The sequence below is a fragment of the uncultured Microbacterium sp. genome, assembly GCF_900078385.1.
Taxonomy (GTDB): Bacteria; Actinomycetota; Actinomycetes; order Actinomycetales; family Microbacteriaceae; genus Microbacterium.
In genome coordinates this window covers 246,553-264,373 of the sequence record NZ_FLQR01000007.1, presented here as the reverse complement: position 1 = coordinate 264,373, position 17,821 = coordinate 246,553, and the positions used below count along the sequence as shown (strand labels likewise).

The 17,821-nt window shown below is 70.8% G+C and carries 16 protein-coding genes; 7 read left to right on the top strand and 9 right to left on the bottom strand.

Annotated features, from left to right (window positions below; translation table 11 throughout):
- The first annotated feature begins 49 nt into the window (after positions 1-49).
- Positions 50-2,614, top strand: coding sequence for a penicillin acylase family protein (locus tag QZL85_RS08985; protein ID WP_366208651.1), 2,565 nt, complete (start codon positions 50-52; stop codon positions 2,612-2,614).
- A gap of 1 nt (position 2,615) precedes the next feature.
- Here QZL85_RS08985 and mnhG read toward each other — a convergent pair whose 3' ends face one another.
- The 7 genes from mnhG to QZL85_RS08950 form a co-directional block, all read right to left on the bottom strand.
- Positions 2,616-2,972, bottom strand: coding sequence for a monovalent cation/H(+) antiporter subunit G (gene mnhG / locus QZL85_RS08980; RefSeq protein ID WP_295576185.1), 357 nt, complete (start codon positions 2,970-2,972; stop codon positions 2,616-2,618).
- Positions 2,969-3,241 (bottom strand): monovalent cation/H+ antiporter complex subunit F, encoded by a 273-nt coding sequence (locus QZL85_RS08975; protein WP_028496188.1) that lies wholly within the window; start codon positions 3,239-3,241, stop codon positions 2,969-2,971. Before QZL85_RS08975 ends, mnhG begins: the two co-directional genes overlap by 4 nt.
- Positions 3,238-3,792 (bottom strand): Na+/H+ antiporter subunit E, encoded by a 555-nt coding sequence (locus tag QZL85_RS08970; RefSeq protein ID WP_295576183.1) that lies wholly within the window; start codon positions 3,790-3,792, stop codon positions 3,238-3,240. Before QZL85_RS08970 ends, QZL85_RS08975 begins: the two co-directional genes overlap by 4 nt.
- Entirely contained in the window at positions 3,789-5,348 is a 1,560-nt protein-coding gene (locus tag QZL85_RS08965; protein WP_295576182.1) for a Na+/H+ antiporter subunit D, read from the bottom strand. The genes QZL85_RS08970 and QZL85_RS08965 overlap by 4 nt, the downstream gene beginning before the upstream one ends.
- Entirely contained in the window at positions 5,345-5,890 is a 546-nt protein-coding gene (locus QZL85_RS08960) for a Na(+)/H(+) antiporter subunit C (RefSeq protein WP_295576179.1), read from the bottom strand. The genes QZL85_RS08965 and QZL85_RS08960 overlap by 4 nt, the downstream gene beginning before the upstream one ends.
- Entirely contained in the window at positions 5,887-8,820 is a 2,934-nt protein-coding gene (locus QZL85_RS08955) for a Na+/H+ antiporter subunit A (RefSeq protein WP_295576177.1), read from the bottom strand. The genes QZL85_RS08960 and QZL85_RS08955 overlap by 4 nt, the downstream gene beginning before the upstream one ends.
- Positions 8,821-8,893: 73 nt before the next feature.
- The gene (locus QZL85_RS08950) at positions 8,894-9,937 is read right to left on the bottom strand and encodes a LacI family DNA-binding transcriptional regulator (protein ID WP_295576175.1); all 1,044 of its coding nucleotides are present in this window, start codon (positions 9,935-9,937) and stop codon (positions 8,894-8,896) included.
- 58 nt (positions 9,938-9,995) lie between these two features.
- Between QZL85_RS08950 and QZL85_RS08945 the strand changes: the two genes are divergently transcribed.
- Positions 9,996-11,228: an MFS transporter gene (locus QZL85_RS08945; RefSeq protein WP_295576173.1), complete on the top strand. Its 1,233-nt coding sequence runs from the start codon at positions 9,996-9,998 to the stop codon at positions 11,226-11,228.
- A gap of 12 nt (positions 11,229-11,240) precedes the next feature.
- On the opposite strand, the gene nucS is transcribed toward QZL85_RS08945, so the two are convergent.
- Entirely contained in the window at positions 11,241-11,930 is a 690-nt protein-coding gene (gene nucS, locus QZL85_RS08940) for an endonuclease NucS (protein WP_295576172.1), read from the bottom strand.
- A 68-nt stretch (positions 11,931-11,998) separates the two neighbouring features.
- Here nucS and QZL85_RS08935 point away from each other — a divergent pair, with 68 nt between their 5' ends.
- Positions 11,999-12,679, top strand: coding sequence for an HAD hydrolase-like protein (locus QZL85_RS08935; RefSeq protein WP_295576170.1), 681 nt, complete (start codon positions 11,999-12,001; stop codon positions 12,677-12,679).
- A complete protein-coding gene (locus QZL85_RS08930) occupies positions 12,676-13,932 on the top strand; it encodes a hypothetical protein (protein ID WP_295576168.1) in 1,257 nt (418 codons plus the stop codon). The genes QZL85_RS08935 and QZL85_RS08930 overlap by 4 nt, the downstream gene beginning before the upstream one ends.
- Before the next feature lie 9 nt (positions 13,933-13,941).
- Here QZL85_RS08930 and QZL85_RS08925 read toward each other — a convergent pair whose 3' ends face one another.
- Positions 13,942-14,148 (bottom strand): cold-shock protein, encoded by a 207-nt coding sequence (locus tag QZL85_RS08925; RefSeq protein ID WP_028496198.1) that lies wholly within the window; start codon positions 14,146-14,148, stop codon positions 13,942-13,944.
- A 292-nt stretch (positions 14,149-14,440) separates the two neighbouring features.
- Between QZL85_RS08925 and QZL85_RS08920 the strand changes: the two genes are divergently transcribed.
- From QZL85_RS08920 to QZL85_RS08910, 3 genes are all read left to right on the top strand, one after another.
- Positions 14,441-15,079, top strand: a complete 639-nt coding sequence (locus tag QZL85_RS08920; RefSeq protein ID WP_295576166.1) for a GntR family transcriptional regulator — start codon at positions 14,441-14,443, stop codon at positions 15,077-15,079.
- A 118-nt stretch (positions 15,080-15,197) separates the two neighbouring features.
- Complete coding sequence (locus QZL85_RS08915) at positions 15,198-15,749, top strand: hypothetical protein (protein ID WP_295576163.1); 552 nt, start codon at positions 15,198-15,200, stop codon at positions 15,747-15,749.
- 440 nt (positions 15,750-16,189) lie between these two features.
- Positions 16,190-17,095 (top strand): Ltp family lipoprotein, encoded by a 906-nt coding sequence (locus tag QZL85_RS08910; RefSeq protein WP_295576161.1) that lies wholly within the window; start codon positions 16,190-16,192, stop codon positions 17,093-17,095.
- The last annotated feature ends 726 nt before the right edge of the window (positions 17,096-17,821 follow it).

The window sequence follows — 17,821 nt, the reverse complement described above, 5'->3', positions numbered from 1 at the left end:
ACCGGGCCCGCTGCGGGCTGCGTCTGCACCGCCCCCGGAGAGCGCTTCGATGACGATGCCCGACCTGCCCGCGACCCCCGACGGCTCCCCGCCGACGGCGCGGCGCTCGTTGCGGCGGAAGCTGGCGATCGCTGTCGTGGGTCTCGTCTCCGCCCTCGTCGTCATCGCCCTCATCGCCGCGGGCCTGGTCGTCTGGACGATCCAACGCTCGTTCCCGCAGCAGGACGGCTCCATCGCGGCAGCCGGGCTCAGCTCGGAGGTGACGGTCCACCGTGACGGGCTGGGCGTGCCGACGATCGTCGCCGAGAGCACGCACGACCTCTTCTTCGCGCAGGGCTACGTGCACGCCCAGGACCGGTTCTGGGAGATGGACTTCCGCCGGCACGTCACGAGCGGCCGGCTCTCCGAGCTGTTCGGTGCCTCCCAGCTCGGGACCGACGCCTTCCTGCGCACGCTCGGCTGGCGGCGGATCGCGGAGCAGGAGGTGGCCGCGCTCGACGACCGGTCGCGCGGGTACTACGACGCCTATGCCGAGGGCGTGAACGCTTACCTCGCCGAGCACGACGGCGCCGACGCGTCGCTGGAGTACGCGCTGCTCGGCCTGCAGAACGCCGACTACGAGATCGAGCCGTGGACGCCGGCGGACTCCGTCGCGTGGTTGAAGGCGATGGCCTGGGACCTTCGGACCAACATCGAGGAGGAGACGGAGCGCGCGCTCCTGATGACCGCGTACACCCCGGAGCAGATCGCCGACCTCTATCCCGACTATCCGTACGCGCGCAATCCCGTCATCGTCCCGAGCGTGACGCCGCCCGGGGAGGACACGGCGGACGCGGCGCGCAGCAGCGCGCCCGCCGTCGAGTGGGCAGAGGTGGACGGCGTCATCGAGGCCGTCTCGACGCTCCTCGGCGGAGCCGGCGAGGGCGTCGGGTCGAACTCCTGGGTCGTCTCGGGCGACCTCACGGAGAGCGGCCTCCCGCTGCTGTCGAACGATCCGCACCTCGGCGCGTCCCTGCCGAGCGTGTGGCACCAGGTGGGGCTGCGCTGTCGCACCGTCACGGATGCCTGCGCCTTCGACGTCACCGGGTTCGGGTTCGCGGGCATGCCCGGGGTCATCATCGGCCACAACGCCGACATCGCCTGGGGCTTCACGAACCTCACGACGGATGTCACCGACCTGTACATCGAGTCGCTCGAGGGCGACGCGTACTGGCGGGACGGCGAGCTCGTGCCCCTCGAGATCCGCACCGAGACGCTGAAGGTCGCCGGCGGGGACGACGTCGAGCTGGAGATCCGCTCGACCGGGCACGGCCCGATCGTCTCGGGCCTCACCGACGACTTCACGGCGATCGCCGACCAGCCGCCCCCGGGCGCCCCCGGTGCAGAGCCGGCCGTGAGCCTGCGGTGGACGGCCCTGGAGCCCGGCACCACGGCGCGCGCCATCTTCGCGCTGGACACCGCCCGCAGCTTCACGCAGTTCCAGGCCGCCGCGGCCCTCTTCGACGTCCCGGCGCAGAACCTCGTGTACGCCGACCGGGTCGGCAACATCGGCTACCAGACGCCCGGCAAGCTCCCGATCCGCGGCGCCGGAGACGGCTCGCTCCCCCAGCCGGGATGGGACCCCGCGTACGACTGGAAGGGCTACATCCCGTTCGACGAGCTGCCCACGCTCTACAACCCCCCGTCGGGCTACATCGTCACGGCAAACAACGCGATCGTCGGCGAGGCCTACCCGCACCTGCTCACGGTGGACTGGGACAACGGCTGGCGCGCGGCGCGCATCGTGGACCTCATCGAGCGCACCGCGGCGACGAAGAAGCTGACCGCCGACGACATGACCGCCATCCAGGCCGACCAGGAGTTCTGGATGGGCAAGCGCCTCGCCGCCGCGTACGCCGAGATCGACGTCGACGACGCGGGGACGCGTCGTGCGCTCGCGCTCCTCGCCGACTGGGATGCCCAGAACCTCGATCGCTCCCCCGCCGCGGCCTACGCGAACGTCCTGTGGGACGAGCTGGTGCAGGACCTGTTCTCGCGTCGCCCCGACCCGGCGCCGGTGTCCGGGCAGTCCCGCCTCTTCACCCTCGTCGACCGGCTCCTCGATGAGCCGGGCTCGGAGTGGTGGACGAACGAGCAGGTCGGGGTCACGGGTCGCGACGAGATGCTGGCGCGCGCCGCCGAGGACGCCTACGACCGCCTCGTGGGGCTGCAGGGCGACGATCCCGCGCAGTGGCGCTGGGGCACCCTGCACGCGCTCCCGCTGACCCACGACAGCTTCGGCACGAGCGGGATCGCGCCGATCGAGGCGCTGTTCAACCGCGGGCCGATCCCCGTCGGCGGCGGCACCTCCGTCGTCGATGCCACCGGGTGGACGATCGGCACCGGCAGCTTCGCGACCGTCACGGTGCCCTCGATGCGGATGACCGTCGATCTCGCCGACCTCGACGCGTCGCGGTGGAACCAGTTGACCGGCGTGAGCGGGCACGCCTTCCACCCGAACTACACCGATCAGGTCGAGGCGTGGCAGGAGGCCCGGCAGACCCCGTGGCCGTTCACGCCGGACGCCGTGCGGGCGGCAGCCGTGCACACGCTCACGCTGACCCCGGCCGGCTGACTCAGCCGCCCGCGGCGGGCGGCGTCTGCTTCGACTCGGCCAGCTCGTCCACGACGAGCGAGTGCTCGTCCACCGTTCCGTTCCGGTACGCCTGGCGGCCGACCATGTGCGCCGACAGCGGTGCCGTGGCGAGCTGGATGAGGATCACGGGGAGGAGGAACGCGGCCGCCTGCCACGAGCGGAGGCCGATCGCCACCGCGATGCAGATGAGGATGAAGCCCAGCACCTGCGGCTTCGTCGCGGCGTGCAGGCGCGTCGGCACGTCGTGGAAGCGGAGGAGGCCGATCGCGGCCGTGAGGCACAGGAGCGCGCCGATCAGGATGAGGACGAGTGCGACGACGTCCAGGATCTCGTTCATCGTCCCTCTCCGTCCCGCCGCGCCACGAACCGCGCGATCGAGATCGACCCGAACACGCCGACGGCCGCCACGATGAGCAGCACCGGCAGGGTGCGGGTATGGCCGTTGACCGCCATCTCGGCGCCGAGCGCGCACATCACGAGGGTCAGCAGCACGTCGGATGCCACGGCGCGGTCGAGGATCGACGGGCCCAGGATGATCCGCCACACGGTCAGGAGCCCCGCGACCCCGAAGGCCGCGTAGATGGCGATCAGCAGCACATCGCTCATGAGCGTGCCTCCTCGGCGGCGCGGATCTTCTCCACCTGCGCGCGCGAGCCGACGGCGCGCACGATGCGCCTCTCCCAGTGCATGACCGAGCGGCGCTGCGCCTCGATGTCCTCGGCGTCCCGCACGCCGATGATGTGCAGGTACAGGATGCGGCGGTCGCGGTCGACGTCCACGATGAGGGACCCGGGGATGAGCGAGGCGGTGACGCCGACGTGCGTCATGATCAGGTCGTCATCCGTCACGAGCGGCACCGCGATGATCGCGGTCCCGGGGTAGTGCGCCGGGTTGAGCACCTGCCAGGCCACGAGGAGGGAACCGCGCACGAGCGACAGCAGGAACTCCGCGACGAAGACGAATCCCCACCAGAGGTTCACGCGTCCGGACAGCTCGACGGGCGGGAGGCGGAAGATGCGGGTGACGAAGATCGCGACGACGATCCCGGTGAGCAGGGACAGCACCGTGAACTGCGCCCAGAGCAGCATCCACAGCGCGACGAGCCAGATGAAGAACGGCAGCTGACGCCAGATCGCGGAGACGACGGTGGGGCTCATCGCTCACCCTCCAGCTCGCTCAGGCTGATCGGGTCCTGCAGCGCGTCGCCGATGCTCGCGCACAGGTCGTACAGCGGCCCGGCGAACACCGTGAGGGCCAGCGTCACGCCGACCATCCCGGCGGTGGCTGCCGTCATGATGCGGGGGATGACGCGTCGCTCGGTCTGCGTCGCGGCGGCCGGCGCACCGTCCAGGTAGGCGATCCGCTCCGGCACGCCCGGATCGTCGAGCTGGTCCTCGTCCTCGCGCCAGAACGACAGATTCCAGGCGCGCATAAGGGCGTAGAGGGTCAGCAGGCTCGTGACGATCCCGCCGATGATGAGGACGTACATGATCGGCGTGCCGACCGCGGCCGCCGCCTCGAAGAGCGCGAACTTCCCGATGAACCCCGAGAACGGCGGCAGGCCGCCGAGGTTGATGGCGGGGAGGAAGTAGAGCACCGCGATCACGGGGGCCGCCTTCATGAGGCCCTTGACCTTGAGGATCGAGGTCGACCCGGCACGGCGCTCGACGAGGCCGACGGCGAGGAAGAGCGTCGTCTGCACCACGATGTGGTGGACCATGTAGTAGATCGTGGCGCCCAGCGCCGCGGGCGTGGCCACCGCGAGCCCGAACACCATGTACCCGATGTGGCTCACGAGCGTGAACGACAGGATGCGCTTGAGCTCGGCCTGCGCGACTGCGCCGAGGACGCCGACGATCATGGTCGCGAGCGCCACGATGAGCAGGAGCATGTTGACGTCGTCGTCACGGAAGATCTGCGTCTCGGTGCGGATCATCGCGTACACGCCGACCTTCGTCAGCAGGCCCGCGAACACGGCCGTGACGGGGGCGGGCGCCGTCGGGTAGGAGTCGGGCAGCCAGAACGACAGCGGGAACACCGCCGCCTTGATGCTGAAGGCGAGCAGCAGCATGAGATGCAGCACGAGCTGCACCTCCTGCGGCAGCTCCGTCATGCGCTGCGACAGCTGCGCCATGTTTACGGTGCCGAGCGCACCGTAGATGGCGGCGATGGCGGCGAGGAACAGGATCGAGGAGACCAGCGACACGACGATGTAGACGACACCCGTGCGGATGCGGGACTCCGTCGAGCCGAGGGTGATGAGGACGTAGGAGGCCACGAGCAGGATCTCGAACCCCACGTACAGGTTGAAGAGGTCCCCCGCGATGAACGCCGTGAAGATGCCGGCCGCGAGGATCAGATACGACGGGTGGAAGATCGAGACGGGGGTCTCGTCGTCGCCGTCGGCGGCGCCCTGGCCGACCGAGAACAGCAGGACGGCGAGCAGCACGATGCTCGAGACGACGACGAGCAGCGCGGAGAGCCGGTCGACGTAGAGCACGATGCCGAACGGCACGGGCCAGCCGCCGACCGAGACCGCGAGGGGGACGCCGGAGCTGTGCACGTCGTACAGCAGGACGGCGGCGATCCCGAGGACGAGCGTCAGCGTGATGATCGAGACGCCGACCTGCACGCGGCGACGGCGACCGAAGATCAGGGCGACCGCCGCACCGAGGAACGGCAGCGTGACCAGCAGGGGGACGAGGCCGCTCATCGGTCGTCCTCCCGTGATCCGGCCGAGGCGTCGACGGGGGAGTCGGTGGGCGCGTCATCGCGGAGCGCGTCGAAGTCGCGGCTGTGCAGCACCGTGATCGGCGCGGTGTCGAGGCCGAGGAAGTCGGTCGTGGCGTCGTCGTCGGTGTCGCTGATCTCGTCGCCCATCGTGTCCTCGTCCTCGGCCGCGCGGACGCGGATCGCGAGGTCTGCCTCGTCGTCGTGCACGGTGTCGGCCTGACCCAGCTGCCACGAGCGGTAGATGAGCGCGAGCAGGAACGCCGAGACCGCGAAGGTGATCACGATGGCCGTGAGGGTGAGGGCTTGGGGCAGCGGATCGCTCATCTCCTCCGGCGAGTCGGCGGAGCCGAAGAACGGCGCGACGCCCGGGCGGCCCATCACGACGAGCAGGAACAGGTTCGCCGCGTTGCCGAGGAGCAGGAAGCCGATGAGGACGCGGGTGAGGCTGCGCTCGAGCATCGCGTAGACGCCGGCGGCGAAGAGGGCGCCCATGATGACGATGAGGACGAGCGAGACGGTCATGCGACGCTCACCCCCCGCTCGCGGAGGTCCTGCGACTGACGGTCGACCTCGGCCCCGAGCGAGCGGAGCACGTCGAGCACGAGGCCGATGACGACGAGGTACACGCCGATGTCGAAGAGGGTGGACGTGACGAACTCGACGTGGCCGACGAGGGGGAGATCCGCCTCGAAGAACGCGCTCGTCAGCGGTGCGGCGCCGAAGAGCACCGGGACGAGGGCGGTCGCGACCGCGAGCGCCATGCCGGCGCCCAGCAGCCGACCGGCATCCGTGGGAGCCGCGGCGCCCAGTTCGTAGCGCCCGCCGGCGACGTAGCGCATGACGAGCGCCATCCCCGCCACCAGGCCGCCCGCGAACCCGCCACCCGGCAGATTGTGGCCCGCGAAGAGCAGGTAGATCGAGACGACGATGATCGTGTGGAAGAGGATGCGGACGATGACCTCGAGCACGATGGACCGGTTCTCCGGCCGCACCCGCTGCCCGCCGATGAGCCACGTCTGGCGCGTGCTGTCCGGCGACGCGGCCCGCGGCCGCGGCCCGTCGGTCGTCTCGACGAGCGGTCGCCGGTGGCGGATCACGCCGGTCGGCATCGATGCGGTGCCGGCGGAGAGGTTGTCGGCGCGGTGCGTGACGAAGACGAGGGATGCCACGCCCGTGGCGGCGAGGATGAGCACCGACAGCTCCCCCATCGTGTCCCAGCCACGGAGGTCGACGAGCGCGACGTTCACAACGTTGCGGCCGTGGCCGAGCTCGTACGCGAGCTCGGGGAACCGGTCGGAGATGGGATCGGCGACCCGCGCGCCGGTCGCCACGAGAGCCACCATCGCCATCGTGGCTCCCACGGCGATCGCGATGACCGCACGGACGACTGGGAGGACCGACGCGTTGTGCTCGCCCATGCGGGCCGGGATCCGCCGGAGCACGAGGGAGAACGCGACGAGGGTCACGGTCTCGACGAGGATCTGCGTCAGGGCGAGGTCGGGCGCGCCGCTCGTGGCGAAGAGCAGCACCATGCCGAGCCCGGTCACCGATACGAGCACGACGCCCGTGTAGCGCTTGCGCGCGCGGACGGCGACCGCCCCGGCGAGGATCATGATCGGCGCGACGACAAGCTGCATCGTCGTCTGCCAGCCGTCCAGCTGGATCTGCCAGTCCCCGCCGGCGAGGAGCGCCGTCCCCTCCGCAGCGACGAACACGACGAAGATCGTGCCGACGTAGACGGGCAGCGAGCCGCGCTGCGTGAAGGTGGTGGTCGCGACGGCGGCCCGCGCGATGCCGCGGAGGACCAGGTTGTACGCATCGGCGGCCGTGAACGGCAGGACGCGGGAGTGCCAGTTCGTCACGCGGACGAGCCAGAACAGCAGGAAGCCGGCCGCGATCGTGCCGAGCGAGAGGAAGAGGGCCGGCTCCAGACCGTGCCAGAGCGCCAGGTGCTCGATGTGGCCCCCGTGCGCGGGGTCGGCGGCCAGATCGGCGTACCCCGCGAAGACGGTGTCCAGGGCCGGCGCCGCGATGCCGCCGACGATCGCGAGACCCGCGAGGATGACGGGGGCGGCGAGGAAGCCGATGGGCGGGTCCGGCCACTTCGTGACGGGTCGCGGCTGCCCGGCGGCATCCTTCTTCGTCGAGAACGCGCCCCAGAGGAAGCGGATGCCGTAGGCCGCGGTCAGCACGGATCCGAGCAGGATGCCGATGAGCGCCACCAGTGCCCACGCGTCGCCCCGCGCGTATTCCAGCAGCGACGCGAGCGTCGTCTCCTTCGCGACGAAGCCGATCGTCGGGATGATCCCGATCATCGACGCCACGGCGATCATCGAGAACGCGGCGAGCGTCGGAGCCTGCCGCCCCACGCCGGACAGCTCGCCGATGTCGCGCGTGGACAGCTGCCGGTCGATGACGCCGACGACGAGGAAGAGGGCGGACTTGAACAGTGCGTGCCCGAGGAGGAGGGCGAGGCCCGCGAGCGCCGTGTTGCGCGAGCCGTAGCCGAGCACGGCCGTGAGCATCCCGAGCTGGCTCACGGTGCCGAAGGCGAGGACGCGCTTGAGGTCGGACTCGCGCAGCGCCTGGATCCCGCCGAGCAGCATCGTGAAGATGCCGAGCGAGATGACGATCGGGCGCCACGGGTCGGTGAGCGCGAACGTCGGCGCGAGACGGGCGACGAGGTAGAGGCCGGCCTTCACCATCGCGGCGGCGTGCAGGTACGCGCTCACCGGGGTCGGAGCGGCCATGGCTCCGGGAAGCCAGAAGTGGAACGGGAAGATCGCCGACTTGCTGAGGGCGCCGACGAGGATCATCACGATCGCGGCGTCGACGATCGGCGCTCCTTCGCCCAGCCAGACCGCGCTCGTCTCGAGGATCTCGGACATGCTCGTCGTGCCGACGTGCACGACGAGCAGGACGACGCCCACGAACATGACGAGCCCGCCGAGGGTCGTCACGAGGAGCGCCTGCAGGGCCGCTCGGCGGCTCGCGCCGCGGCGGTGGTAGAAGCCGATGAGGAGGTAGGACAGGACGCTCGTGATCTCCCAGAACATCACGAGGACGACGATGTCGTCGGTCAGCACGAGCCCGTACATCGCGCCCGCGAAGGCCAGCAGGACGGCGGAGAACTGGCCGACGCCGTCCTTCTTGCCGTCGAAGTACCAGCGGCAGTAGACCATGACGAGCGCGCCCACGCCGGTGACGATGAGGGCCATGACCCAGCCGAGGGTGTCCATCCGCATCGACAGATCGAGGCCCAGCTGCGGGATCCAGGGGAACGTCTCGAACGGGCTGCGGCCCGCGAACACATCCGGCGCCACGACGAGCGCGTGGACGAACGCGGCGATCGGCACGAGGGCCGCGAGGAAGAACGCGCGAGCGCCGAGCCGTCCCACGAGCCACGGGAGCGCCAGCGGCAGGACCGCGAACGCACCGAGGAGGAACAGCAAGCGGGCCTCCTCAGAGCAGTTGCGGGGGGGTCGTGGGGCCCAGTCTACCGGCGCGAGACGACGCGCCTTCCGGTCAGGAGCGCACGGGACCGGTCGTGCTGCCCTCGCGGAACGTGCAGGTCAGCAGGATCGAGGCGGGCTCGCGCCCCTCGAGCATGGCCGCGATGGCGGCGCCGGCGGCGCGACCCTTCTCCGCGGCGGCCTGCACGAGCGTCGTCAGCTCGTACGGGGCCAGCCCGTCGACCTGCACGCCGTCGAACCCGGTGACACTGACATCGGCCGGCACCCGCAGGCCCGCCTCCTCAGCCGCGCGGACGACGCCGGCGGCGAGCAGGTCGCTCTGTGCGATGACGGCGGTCGGGCGGTTCGCGGGGTCGGCGAAGAGCACGCGTCCGGCGGCGAGTCCCTCGTCGATGAAGCTGCCGGCGGCGGCGTAGACGACGGCATCCGGGAAGACATCCCGTGCGCCGGCCAGCCGTTCCCGCGTGACGTCGACCGCGATCTCCGCGTCCGGCGCCACCCAGCCGCGCCGGCGAGCGGCGTCCAGCGGCAGGGTGAGGATCGCGACGGCGCGATGTCCGAGGCGGCGGAGGTGATCGGCGGCCTGGCGCTGCGCCTCGCGGTTGTCGAGCATGATGCGCGGCACGCCCTCGCCCGCGTCGCCCTCGATGACGACGACGGGGAGGCCCCGGGCGCGGACGAGTTCGAGCGAGTCGCGGAGCAGTCCGCTGCATCCGATCAGCACGGCGGCGTCGATGGGGGCCGTCGAGAGGGTCGGGGCGTTCTCGGTGAGCGCTTCGTCACGGAGGAGCAGGAGGCCCGCGCCGAGCGGCGCGACGGCGTCCGCGAGACCGTCCATCATGAGCGTCTTGACCGGGTCGAGGAACGCGGCGCCGAGGTGCTCCTCGAACACGACGCCGACGATGCCGCTGCGACCACGGCGCAGCGACGCGGCGAGCGGATCGGGGCCGGCGTAGCCGAGCGCGGCCGCCGCCGACCGCACGCGCTGTCGGGTCGCCTCCGACACGGGGGTCTTCCCGCTGAACACGACGGAGGCCGTCGACGGCGAGACGCCGGCTTCGCGGGCGACGTCGGCGATCGTGGGGCGACGGGTCATGACTCGATCGTAGCCCGCCGGGTTTCCGTTGGTCGAATCGATTCGGTACGCTGTTCCGATGGACACCGCCCTGACCTCGTCGCAGCTGCTGCGCTGGCGCATCGCGATCTTCGCCATCTTCACCGCGAGCGGGCTCAGCATCGCCACGTGGGCCTCGCGCGTGCCGTCCATCAAGGCCGACCTCGCCATCGAGAACAGCGACATCGGCCTGCTGCTGCTCGGGATGGGCGTCGCCTCGATCCTCGGCCTGTCGGCCGCATCCGTCGTGATCGCCCGGTTCGGCACGCGTCGCGGGATGCTCGGCGCCATGCTCGTCTTCGCCGTCGGCGTCGCCCTCATCGGCATCGGGACGAACCTCGTGCCCTCCGTCGTGATCGTCGTGATCGGCCTGTGCCTGTTCGGCTTCGGCAACGGGGCCGTCGACGTCATGATGAACGTGGATGGCGCCGCGATCGAGATCCAGGTCGGGAAGACGATCCTGCCGCTCTTCCACGCGTTCTTCAGCTTCGGCACCGTCATCGGCGCGGCATGGGGCGCCGTCGCGGCGGGCACCGGGATCGACGTGTTCGCGCACACGGCCGTCGTCGCCGTCGCGATCGTCGTGGTCGCCGTCGTCGCGTACCTCAACGTCCCGCCGCGCGAGGCGGCCGGAGACCCGGCGACCGACGGTGCGGAGAAGCCGGCGCTGGGCGCCCGCATCGCCCTGGCTCTCTCCGCGTGGCGGGAGCCGCGCACCTACGCCCTGGGCGTCGTGATGCTCGGCATGGCCTTCGCCGAGGGCGGCGCGAACGACTGGCTCGCGCTCGGCGTGAGCGAGGACCACGGCGGCGGTGCCGCACTGGGCGCCGCCGCGCTCACGGTCTTCTCGGTCGCGATGACGGTCGTCCGCGTCCTCGGAGGACCGCTCGTGGACCGGTTCGGCCGCGTCGCGGTGCTGCGCGTCCTCGCCGTGACGGCGGGCGCCGGCATCCTGCTCTTCATCCTCGCGCCGAACCTGCCGCTCGTGTTCGTCGGGGCGGCGCTCTGGGGCATCGGCGCGTCGCTCGGCTTCCCGCTCGGGATGTCGGCGGCGGCCGACGATCCCGCCAAGGCCGCCTCCCGGGTGAGCGCCGCCGCGACCATCGGCTACGTCGCGTTCCTCTGCGGGCCGCCGATCCTCGGCTTCATCAGCGACCACATCGGCCTGCTCAACACCCTGTTCATCCTCGTGGCCCTCGTCCTCGCGTCGGGCTTCGCCTCGAGTGCCGCCAAGCCCATCGCGGGCTCGAAGGTCGGCGCCGGGCACCACTGAGCCGGGCGGGCGTCAGAACAGGCGCGGCGCTCCTGAGTCGATGCCCTTCATCTCGTCGTAGTCGAGGGTGACGCAGCGGATGCCGCGGTCCGCGGCGAGCACTTTCGCCTGCGGCTTGATCTCCTGCGCCGCGAAGACGCCGGTGACGGGGGCGAGGTGCGGGTCGCGCCCGAGCAGCTCGAGGTAGCGGGTGAGCTGCTCGACGCCGTCGATGTCGCCACGGCGCTTGACCTCGACGGCGATCGTGCCGCCGGCGGGATCGCGCAGCAGCAGGTCGACGGGACCGATCGCGGTCGGGAACTCGCGGCGGACGAGCGTGAGGCCCGCGCCGATCACCTCGACCTGCTCGGCGAGCAGTCGCTGCAGGTCCGCCTCGACGCCGTCCTTCACGAGACCGGGGTCGAGGCCCAGCTCATGCGAGGAGTCGTGGAGCACCTCGTAGAGGCGCACCGTCAGAGCATCCCCCGTCTTCGTGTGGGTCACGCGCCACTTCTCCACGACATCCACGTCGTCCTCGTCGGGCGTGACGACCGTGAGCGTGCAGGGCGGGCTCATCCAGTTCAGCGGCTTGTACGACCCGCCGTCGGAATGCACGAGGAGGCTGCCGTCGCCCTTGTGGACGAGGAGGCGCGTGGCCAGCGGGAGGTGCGCGTTGAGGCGACCCGTGTAGTCGACGGAGCAGCGGGCAATGACGAGACGCACGGCGTCGAGCCTACCCGCCGGGCGGATCCCGGCCGGCCGGAGGCGACGGGGTTTGTAGGGTGGTCACCATGACGAGCCGATCACCGTGGAGCTGCATCCTGTGGGACGTCGACGGGACGCTCGTCGACGCCTCGGACGGGATCCTCCGGCGGCTCACGCTCTGCCTCGCCGACTTCGGACTGCCGGCCCCCACGCGCGCCGAACTCGTGCACTGGATCGGGCCGCCCATGCACGAGTCGTTCCAGGCCAACGCCGGGATGACGCCGGAGCGCGCCGCCGAGGCCGTCGCGCACTACCGGGTGATCGGCAAGGCCGACGGCTACACGACCGGCGCGAAGCTCTACCCCGGCATGGCCGAACTCGTCGCGGAGGTGGCGGCCGCCGGCATCCCGCAGGCGACGGCGAGCTCCAAGCCCGAGGTGCAGGTGTCGGCCCTCATGGACCACTTCGAGCTGGACGAGCACCTCCAGGCCATCGTCGGCGCGACACCCGACGAGAAGACGCTGGCCTCCAAGGCCGACATCGTCCGCGAGGCGCTCCGTCAGCTCGCGGTGGCCGGCTACGACACGAGCCGTCCCGTGCTCATCGGCGACCGCCACCACGACGTGGAGGGCGGCGCGGAGCACGGCGTGCCGGTCATCTTCGTGCGCTGGGGGTTCAGCTGGCCGCACGAATCCGAAGGCGCGCAGGCCGTCGTCGACACCGCCGCACAGCTGCGGGCCCTGCTCCTCATCGAGGACGAGACGTGAACGGCGCCCCGGAGTCGCTGTGGCAGTGGGCCGTGCCCGCGCTCATCGTCTTCGGGGCAGCCGCGCTCCTTGCGAGCGCCTCGATCTGGGCGCTGCGACGCGCGCGACGCTCACCGCGCGCACGCGCCGCCGCCGAGGCCGAGCGCACAGCCGCCGGGTCGGCTCTCGTCAGGCTCGACGATGCTGTCGCCGAGCTCGACATCGAGGTCGGCCTCTCCGGCGCGCTCTACGACGGCACGGCGCCGACCGCCCTCCGCCGCGCGCGGATGACGGCGCAGCATGCGCGGGACGAGGCATTCGCCGAGTTCCGCCAGCTCGACGCCGACACGCATCCCGACGAGGTGACGCGGGTCAGCCGGCGGATCCGCGCCCGCACCGATGCCGCGACGGCGGCCATCGCGCACGCCCGCACGGAGCATGCGGACTGGATGGACGCCAACGTGACCGCCACCGCGCAGGTGCGGGCGGCACAGGAGCGCTGGGCGAGCCTCCGCGATCAGATCGGAGATCCCCAGGCGCTGCTGGACGAACTGGCCGCCCGCTTCGACGCGTCCGAGTGGACGGATGCCGCACGTGCGGCCACGGATGCGCACGCCGGGCTCGCGGAGGCCGAGCGGCTGCTGCGCGACGCGGCCGAGCGCGCCGCCGATCCCACGCGGAGCGCTCTCGCGGCCCTCACGCGAGCCGAGCGCACGATCCGCCGCACGCAGACCGCCGCGCGGACGCTCGAGGAGAACCACCGCGTCGTCCTGGACGCGGCGGATGCCGTCGCCGGCCAGGTGGAGGCGGCTCGGGGGGCGCTGCGTCAGGCGGCGACGGTCCGCAGCGGCCTGGAGCCCGCCGACGCGGAGCGTCTCGGCGCGCAGATGCGGGAGATCGAGGCCGCCCTCACGGCCGAGGAGCGGCACGCGCTGCGCCGCCCCACGGCGACCGTCGTCGCGGTGGCCCGGCTGCGCGATCGGCTCGATCTCGCGCTCGGCGACGCCCGCACGGCGCAGCAGCGGCTGCGGGGCGCGCGCACGGCGCTGCCGGGAACCCTGGCGGCGGCACGGAACGCGATCGCGCACGCGGCGCCCGCGGTCGCGCGGTCCGGTGCCGACGCACGGGTGCGGCTCGCGACCGCGGAGCAGGAGCTCGCGCGGGCGCGCGGTGCCGACGATCCGGTGGCGGCCCTGGATGCGGCGCGGCGGGCGCTGCGGGATGCCGAGGACGCGTCAGCCCTCGCGGACTACGACCGTCTCACGAGGGGCTGACGCCGTCGATCACAGCGGGCGGATGTTCTCCGCCTGCAGGCCCTTCGGGCCCTGCGCGATCTCGAACTCGACGCGCTGGTTCTCCTCGAGCGAGCGGTAGCCGCCCGACTGGATGGCGGAGTAGTGGGCGAACACGTCAGCGCCGCCCTCATCGGGTGCGATGAACCCGAAACCCTTCTCCGAGTTGAACCACTTGACGGTACCGCTGGTGCTCATGAAACTGCCTTACCTCCGCATGAGTCCGGCGCGTCCGCGCCGGGTGATCCCACGGTAACGGCCGCGTGCCGGTGCAGGGAAGCAGGCAGCCGATGGTTACGCAGATGTTGCATGACCGACTCCCATTCGACGCCCGGGCGCCACGGCAGATGCACGCTCGCCCGGGCGTCGACGGATCCCCCCGGATATGTCACGACGAGCGTGACGGGGTCACTCTACTGATATATCGGGGGTCTGGCGAGAGGGAGAATGATGAGAATCCGCCCCACGTCCGCCCTACACTGGAGCGGCAATGCGCCCCCAACTCCCACCCATCGAACTGACCAGCGGCACCATCCTCAGCGACGAGGTGTACGCCCGCATCGGTGACGCCATCCTGGACGGGCGGCTCGCCCCCGGCCAGCGGCTCCGCGACGTCGACCTCGCCGCCGACCTCGGCGTCTCGCGCACACCCGTGCGGGAGGCGCTGCAGCGGCTGGAGCGCTTCGGGCTCGTCGAGATCGCCGTCGGCCGCTACACCCGGGTCGCGGACTACGACGACCAGACCCGCGGCGACATGGGCGCCTTCACGGTGTACATGCTCGGCAACGTCCTGCACCTCGCGCTGATGACCTGCAGCGATGACGAGCTCGCCGGCCTCGTCAGGGCCGCGGATGCCGTCGTCGGCGCCGTCGGGCACGACGCGCTCCGGCTGTTCGACGCGAACGCCGCGCTGTTCGAGAAGGTCACCTTCGCCGCCGGCAACCGGGTGTTCGCGGGGTTCATCCGCGAGACGTCGGTCGCGATCCGGCACAGCCTGCGCGGCTGGGCGCCGTTCCTGCCCGACCCTGACCAGCGCACCGAGGCGTACCTGCGCCTGCGCGACTGCATCGCGGCACGCGACGCCGACGGCGCCGAGCAGACGCTGCGGCGCCTCCACAACCTCGTCTGAGAGCCCGCTCCGCGCCGGTGGAATTGACACCGATTTCGTGATTCTCCGGGCCTGCCGGCCGCCGGATCTCGGGCGTACCATGTGCGATGAGGGGCCTGAGTTCTAGGAGTGGATCGCGATGAAGCGTTCCATTGCACTATTGATCAGCATCCTGCTCGGCGCCGTGTTCCTGGTGTCCAGCGGTCCTGCTGCAACCGCCGCGCCCTACTGCGGCATCACCTGGGGATCGCTGCCGGAATCCCATCTGGTCGGCACCATGGACGCGTCCCTGACGAACGTGCGGGCCGGGCGGCACACCTGCTTCGACCGACTGGTCATCGACGTGCGGAACGACATCCACGGATACGACGTCCGCTACGTGTCGCAGGTCCTCACCGAGGCGTCGGGCGTGCCGGTTCCCGTGCGGGGGGCCGCGGACCTGCAGGTCGTCGCCTACGCACCCGACTACAACGTCCTCACCGGACAGCTGACCTACACGCCTGCCAACCGGAAGGAGCTCGTCAACGTGACGGGCTACACGACGTTCCGCCAGGTCGCGTGGGCAGGGAGCCACGAAGGCCAGAGCAGCGTCGCACTCGGCGTCCGGGCACGACTCCCGTTCCGCGTGTTCATCCTGGACGGGCCGGGCACCGGGAGTCGCCTCGTCGTGGACGTCGCCCACCGCTGGTGAGGTGATCGGGCCCTCGACCACGCGAAAAGCCCGGGAGGAAGCGAAGAACCCGGCCGGAGCATCTCGCTCGGACCGGGTTCCTCGTGCGCTGTGGCCCTGTTCGGAAATCTCCGATCCCTTGTGGGACAAGGGCTCTTGCACGGTCGTTCCGAGGGCATTCCGCGCTAAGCCCGAAAGTTTTCCGTCGGGACGGTTCGTTCCAGATCAGAGACCATTTCTGTCCGTTCTATTGCGAGGTCTTCCGCGGCGCCCATCGGCCGCGGCGGAACGCCTTCGCGTCCTCAATATTCCCTGCCCGTGCGGCGCAGGATGTCGGACCCGCCGGTCTATGGTGAGGGCGACGCGTCTGGGGATAGACGTCACACTCTCACCGTTGAGGGGTGACGCTCATCCGTCTACCCGGCGGATGTTCGCGTCTTCACCGCAAAGGGGACACAACGATGACGACACCCACTGACGGACAGCAGAACTACGCGTCGGGCTGGTACCCCGATGTGAACGCTCCAGGCACGGAACGCTGGTATGACGGCACCGCTTGGACACAGCAGACGCGGCCCGTGGCCGGCCCGGCCGCCGCCCCGATCGCCGCAGCGGCACCAGCGGCCGCAGCACATGCCCCCGCGGTCGCTGAGGAGCCGGGGGTCAAGCGCCCCTGGTACAAGCGGAAGGGCATCGTCATCCCGGTCGGGATCCTCGCAGGCATCATCGTGATCAGCAGCATCGGCAGCGCGCTCGGCGGCGGGAACCGGAATGTCACCCCGGCAGCGGACGACAAGGAGACGTCGGTCTCCGAGGTGCAGGAGACCGACGAGGCCCCGGAACCCGAGCCTGAGCCGGTGATGGTCGCTGTCCCCGCAGATCTCGTCGGGATGACGGCCGCTGAGGCCGCTGCGGCGCTGGAAGCCGCAGGGCTCGAAGCGGCGTTCGACGGGGACGCGGCCTGGAAGGTGCTGTCCATCGACGCGTCCGGTGCGGAGGTCGAGGAGGGCACGAAGGTGACCCTCACGCTGGACGAGCCGCCGGCGCTGACGCTCGCGCAGGAGAACGTGATCGAGGAGGCGCAGCAGTACGTGGACGTTATGGCGTTCAGCCGTCAAGGCTTGTTCGACCAGCTCACCAGCGAGTACGGCGGGGAGTACGAGGACAAGGACGCGGAGTTCGCTCTCGTCTACCTGGAAGACAACAAGCTCGTCAACTGGAAGAAGGAAGCGGTCGAAGCTGCTGAGCAGTACCTCGACACAATGTCGTTCAGCCGCGATTCGCTCTACGACCAGCTGACCAGCGAGTACGGGGGCCAGTTCACCAAGAAGCAGGCCGAGCACGCTCTGAAGGCTGTCGGCTACTGACCGGCAGCGGGCACCCCGCGTCTGTCCGCTGAAGCTGCGGATTGGTGCGGGGTTGCCCGGCCTGGTAACCGCTTCGAGTTCCCGGAGGATCCGGTCAACCGAGGATCGAGTGAAGTCCGCAGCGTGCTCTCCGCCAACGCGCAGGGCTTCCCTCCCGCTGCGCTCGCTGAATCAGCGTTTTCACGTTTGCGGGTGAGCGGGTGTGGGACGTCGTGCAGCCGGCGCTACTGATGCATGGACATATGCACGCGCCGGGGGCTGGCGTCGCCGACGACGGGCGTCGGGCAATCAGTCTTGGTGCGGACACGCAAGCGGGGCACCTCGTCCTGCTAGATATGGCGACTTTGACCGTCGAGATTCCGAGCCTGCGAGAGATCCGCGCCGCCGCGGGACAGGAGGGATGGTGACACAAGGCTAAGTCATCACCGGCGAGCCGAGCCTCCCCCTGATCGGCGCTTTCGACCGGTCGTCGCGGTCGATATCGACGGCGTGCTGCGGGTGGAAGGGCCCGAGCGGGGCACCGAGCCACCGGAGGGAGTGTTTCGATGGCGGGTCACGGTGCACCGGGACGGGTACCCCACCGTCTTCCACCGCGAACCTGAATGGGACGAGCGCGACAAGTGGCGCAGCAGCCACTGGTTCTCGGGTGTCGGTGCACGACTACACGGTGTAGCTGCATGGCCGGGCGCCACCTCGGTGTCCCGGTGAGGTGCTAGGTTCCATCCC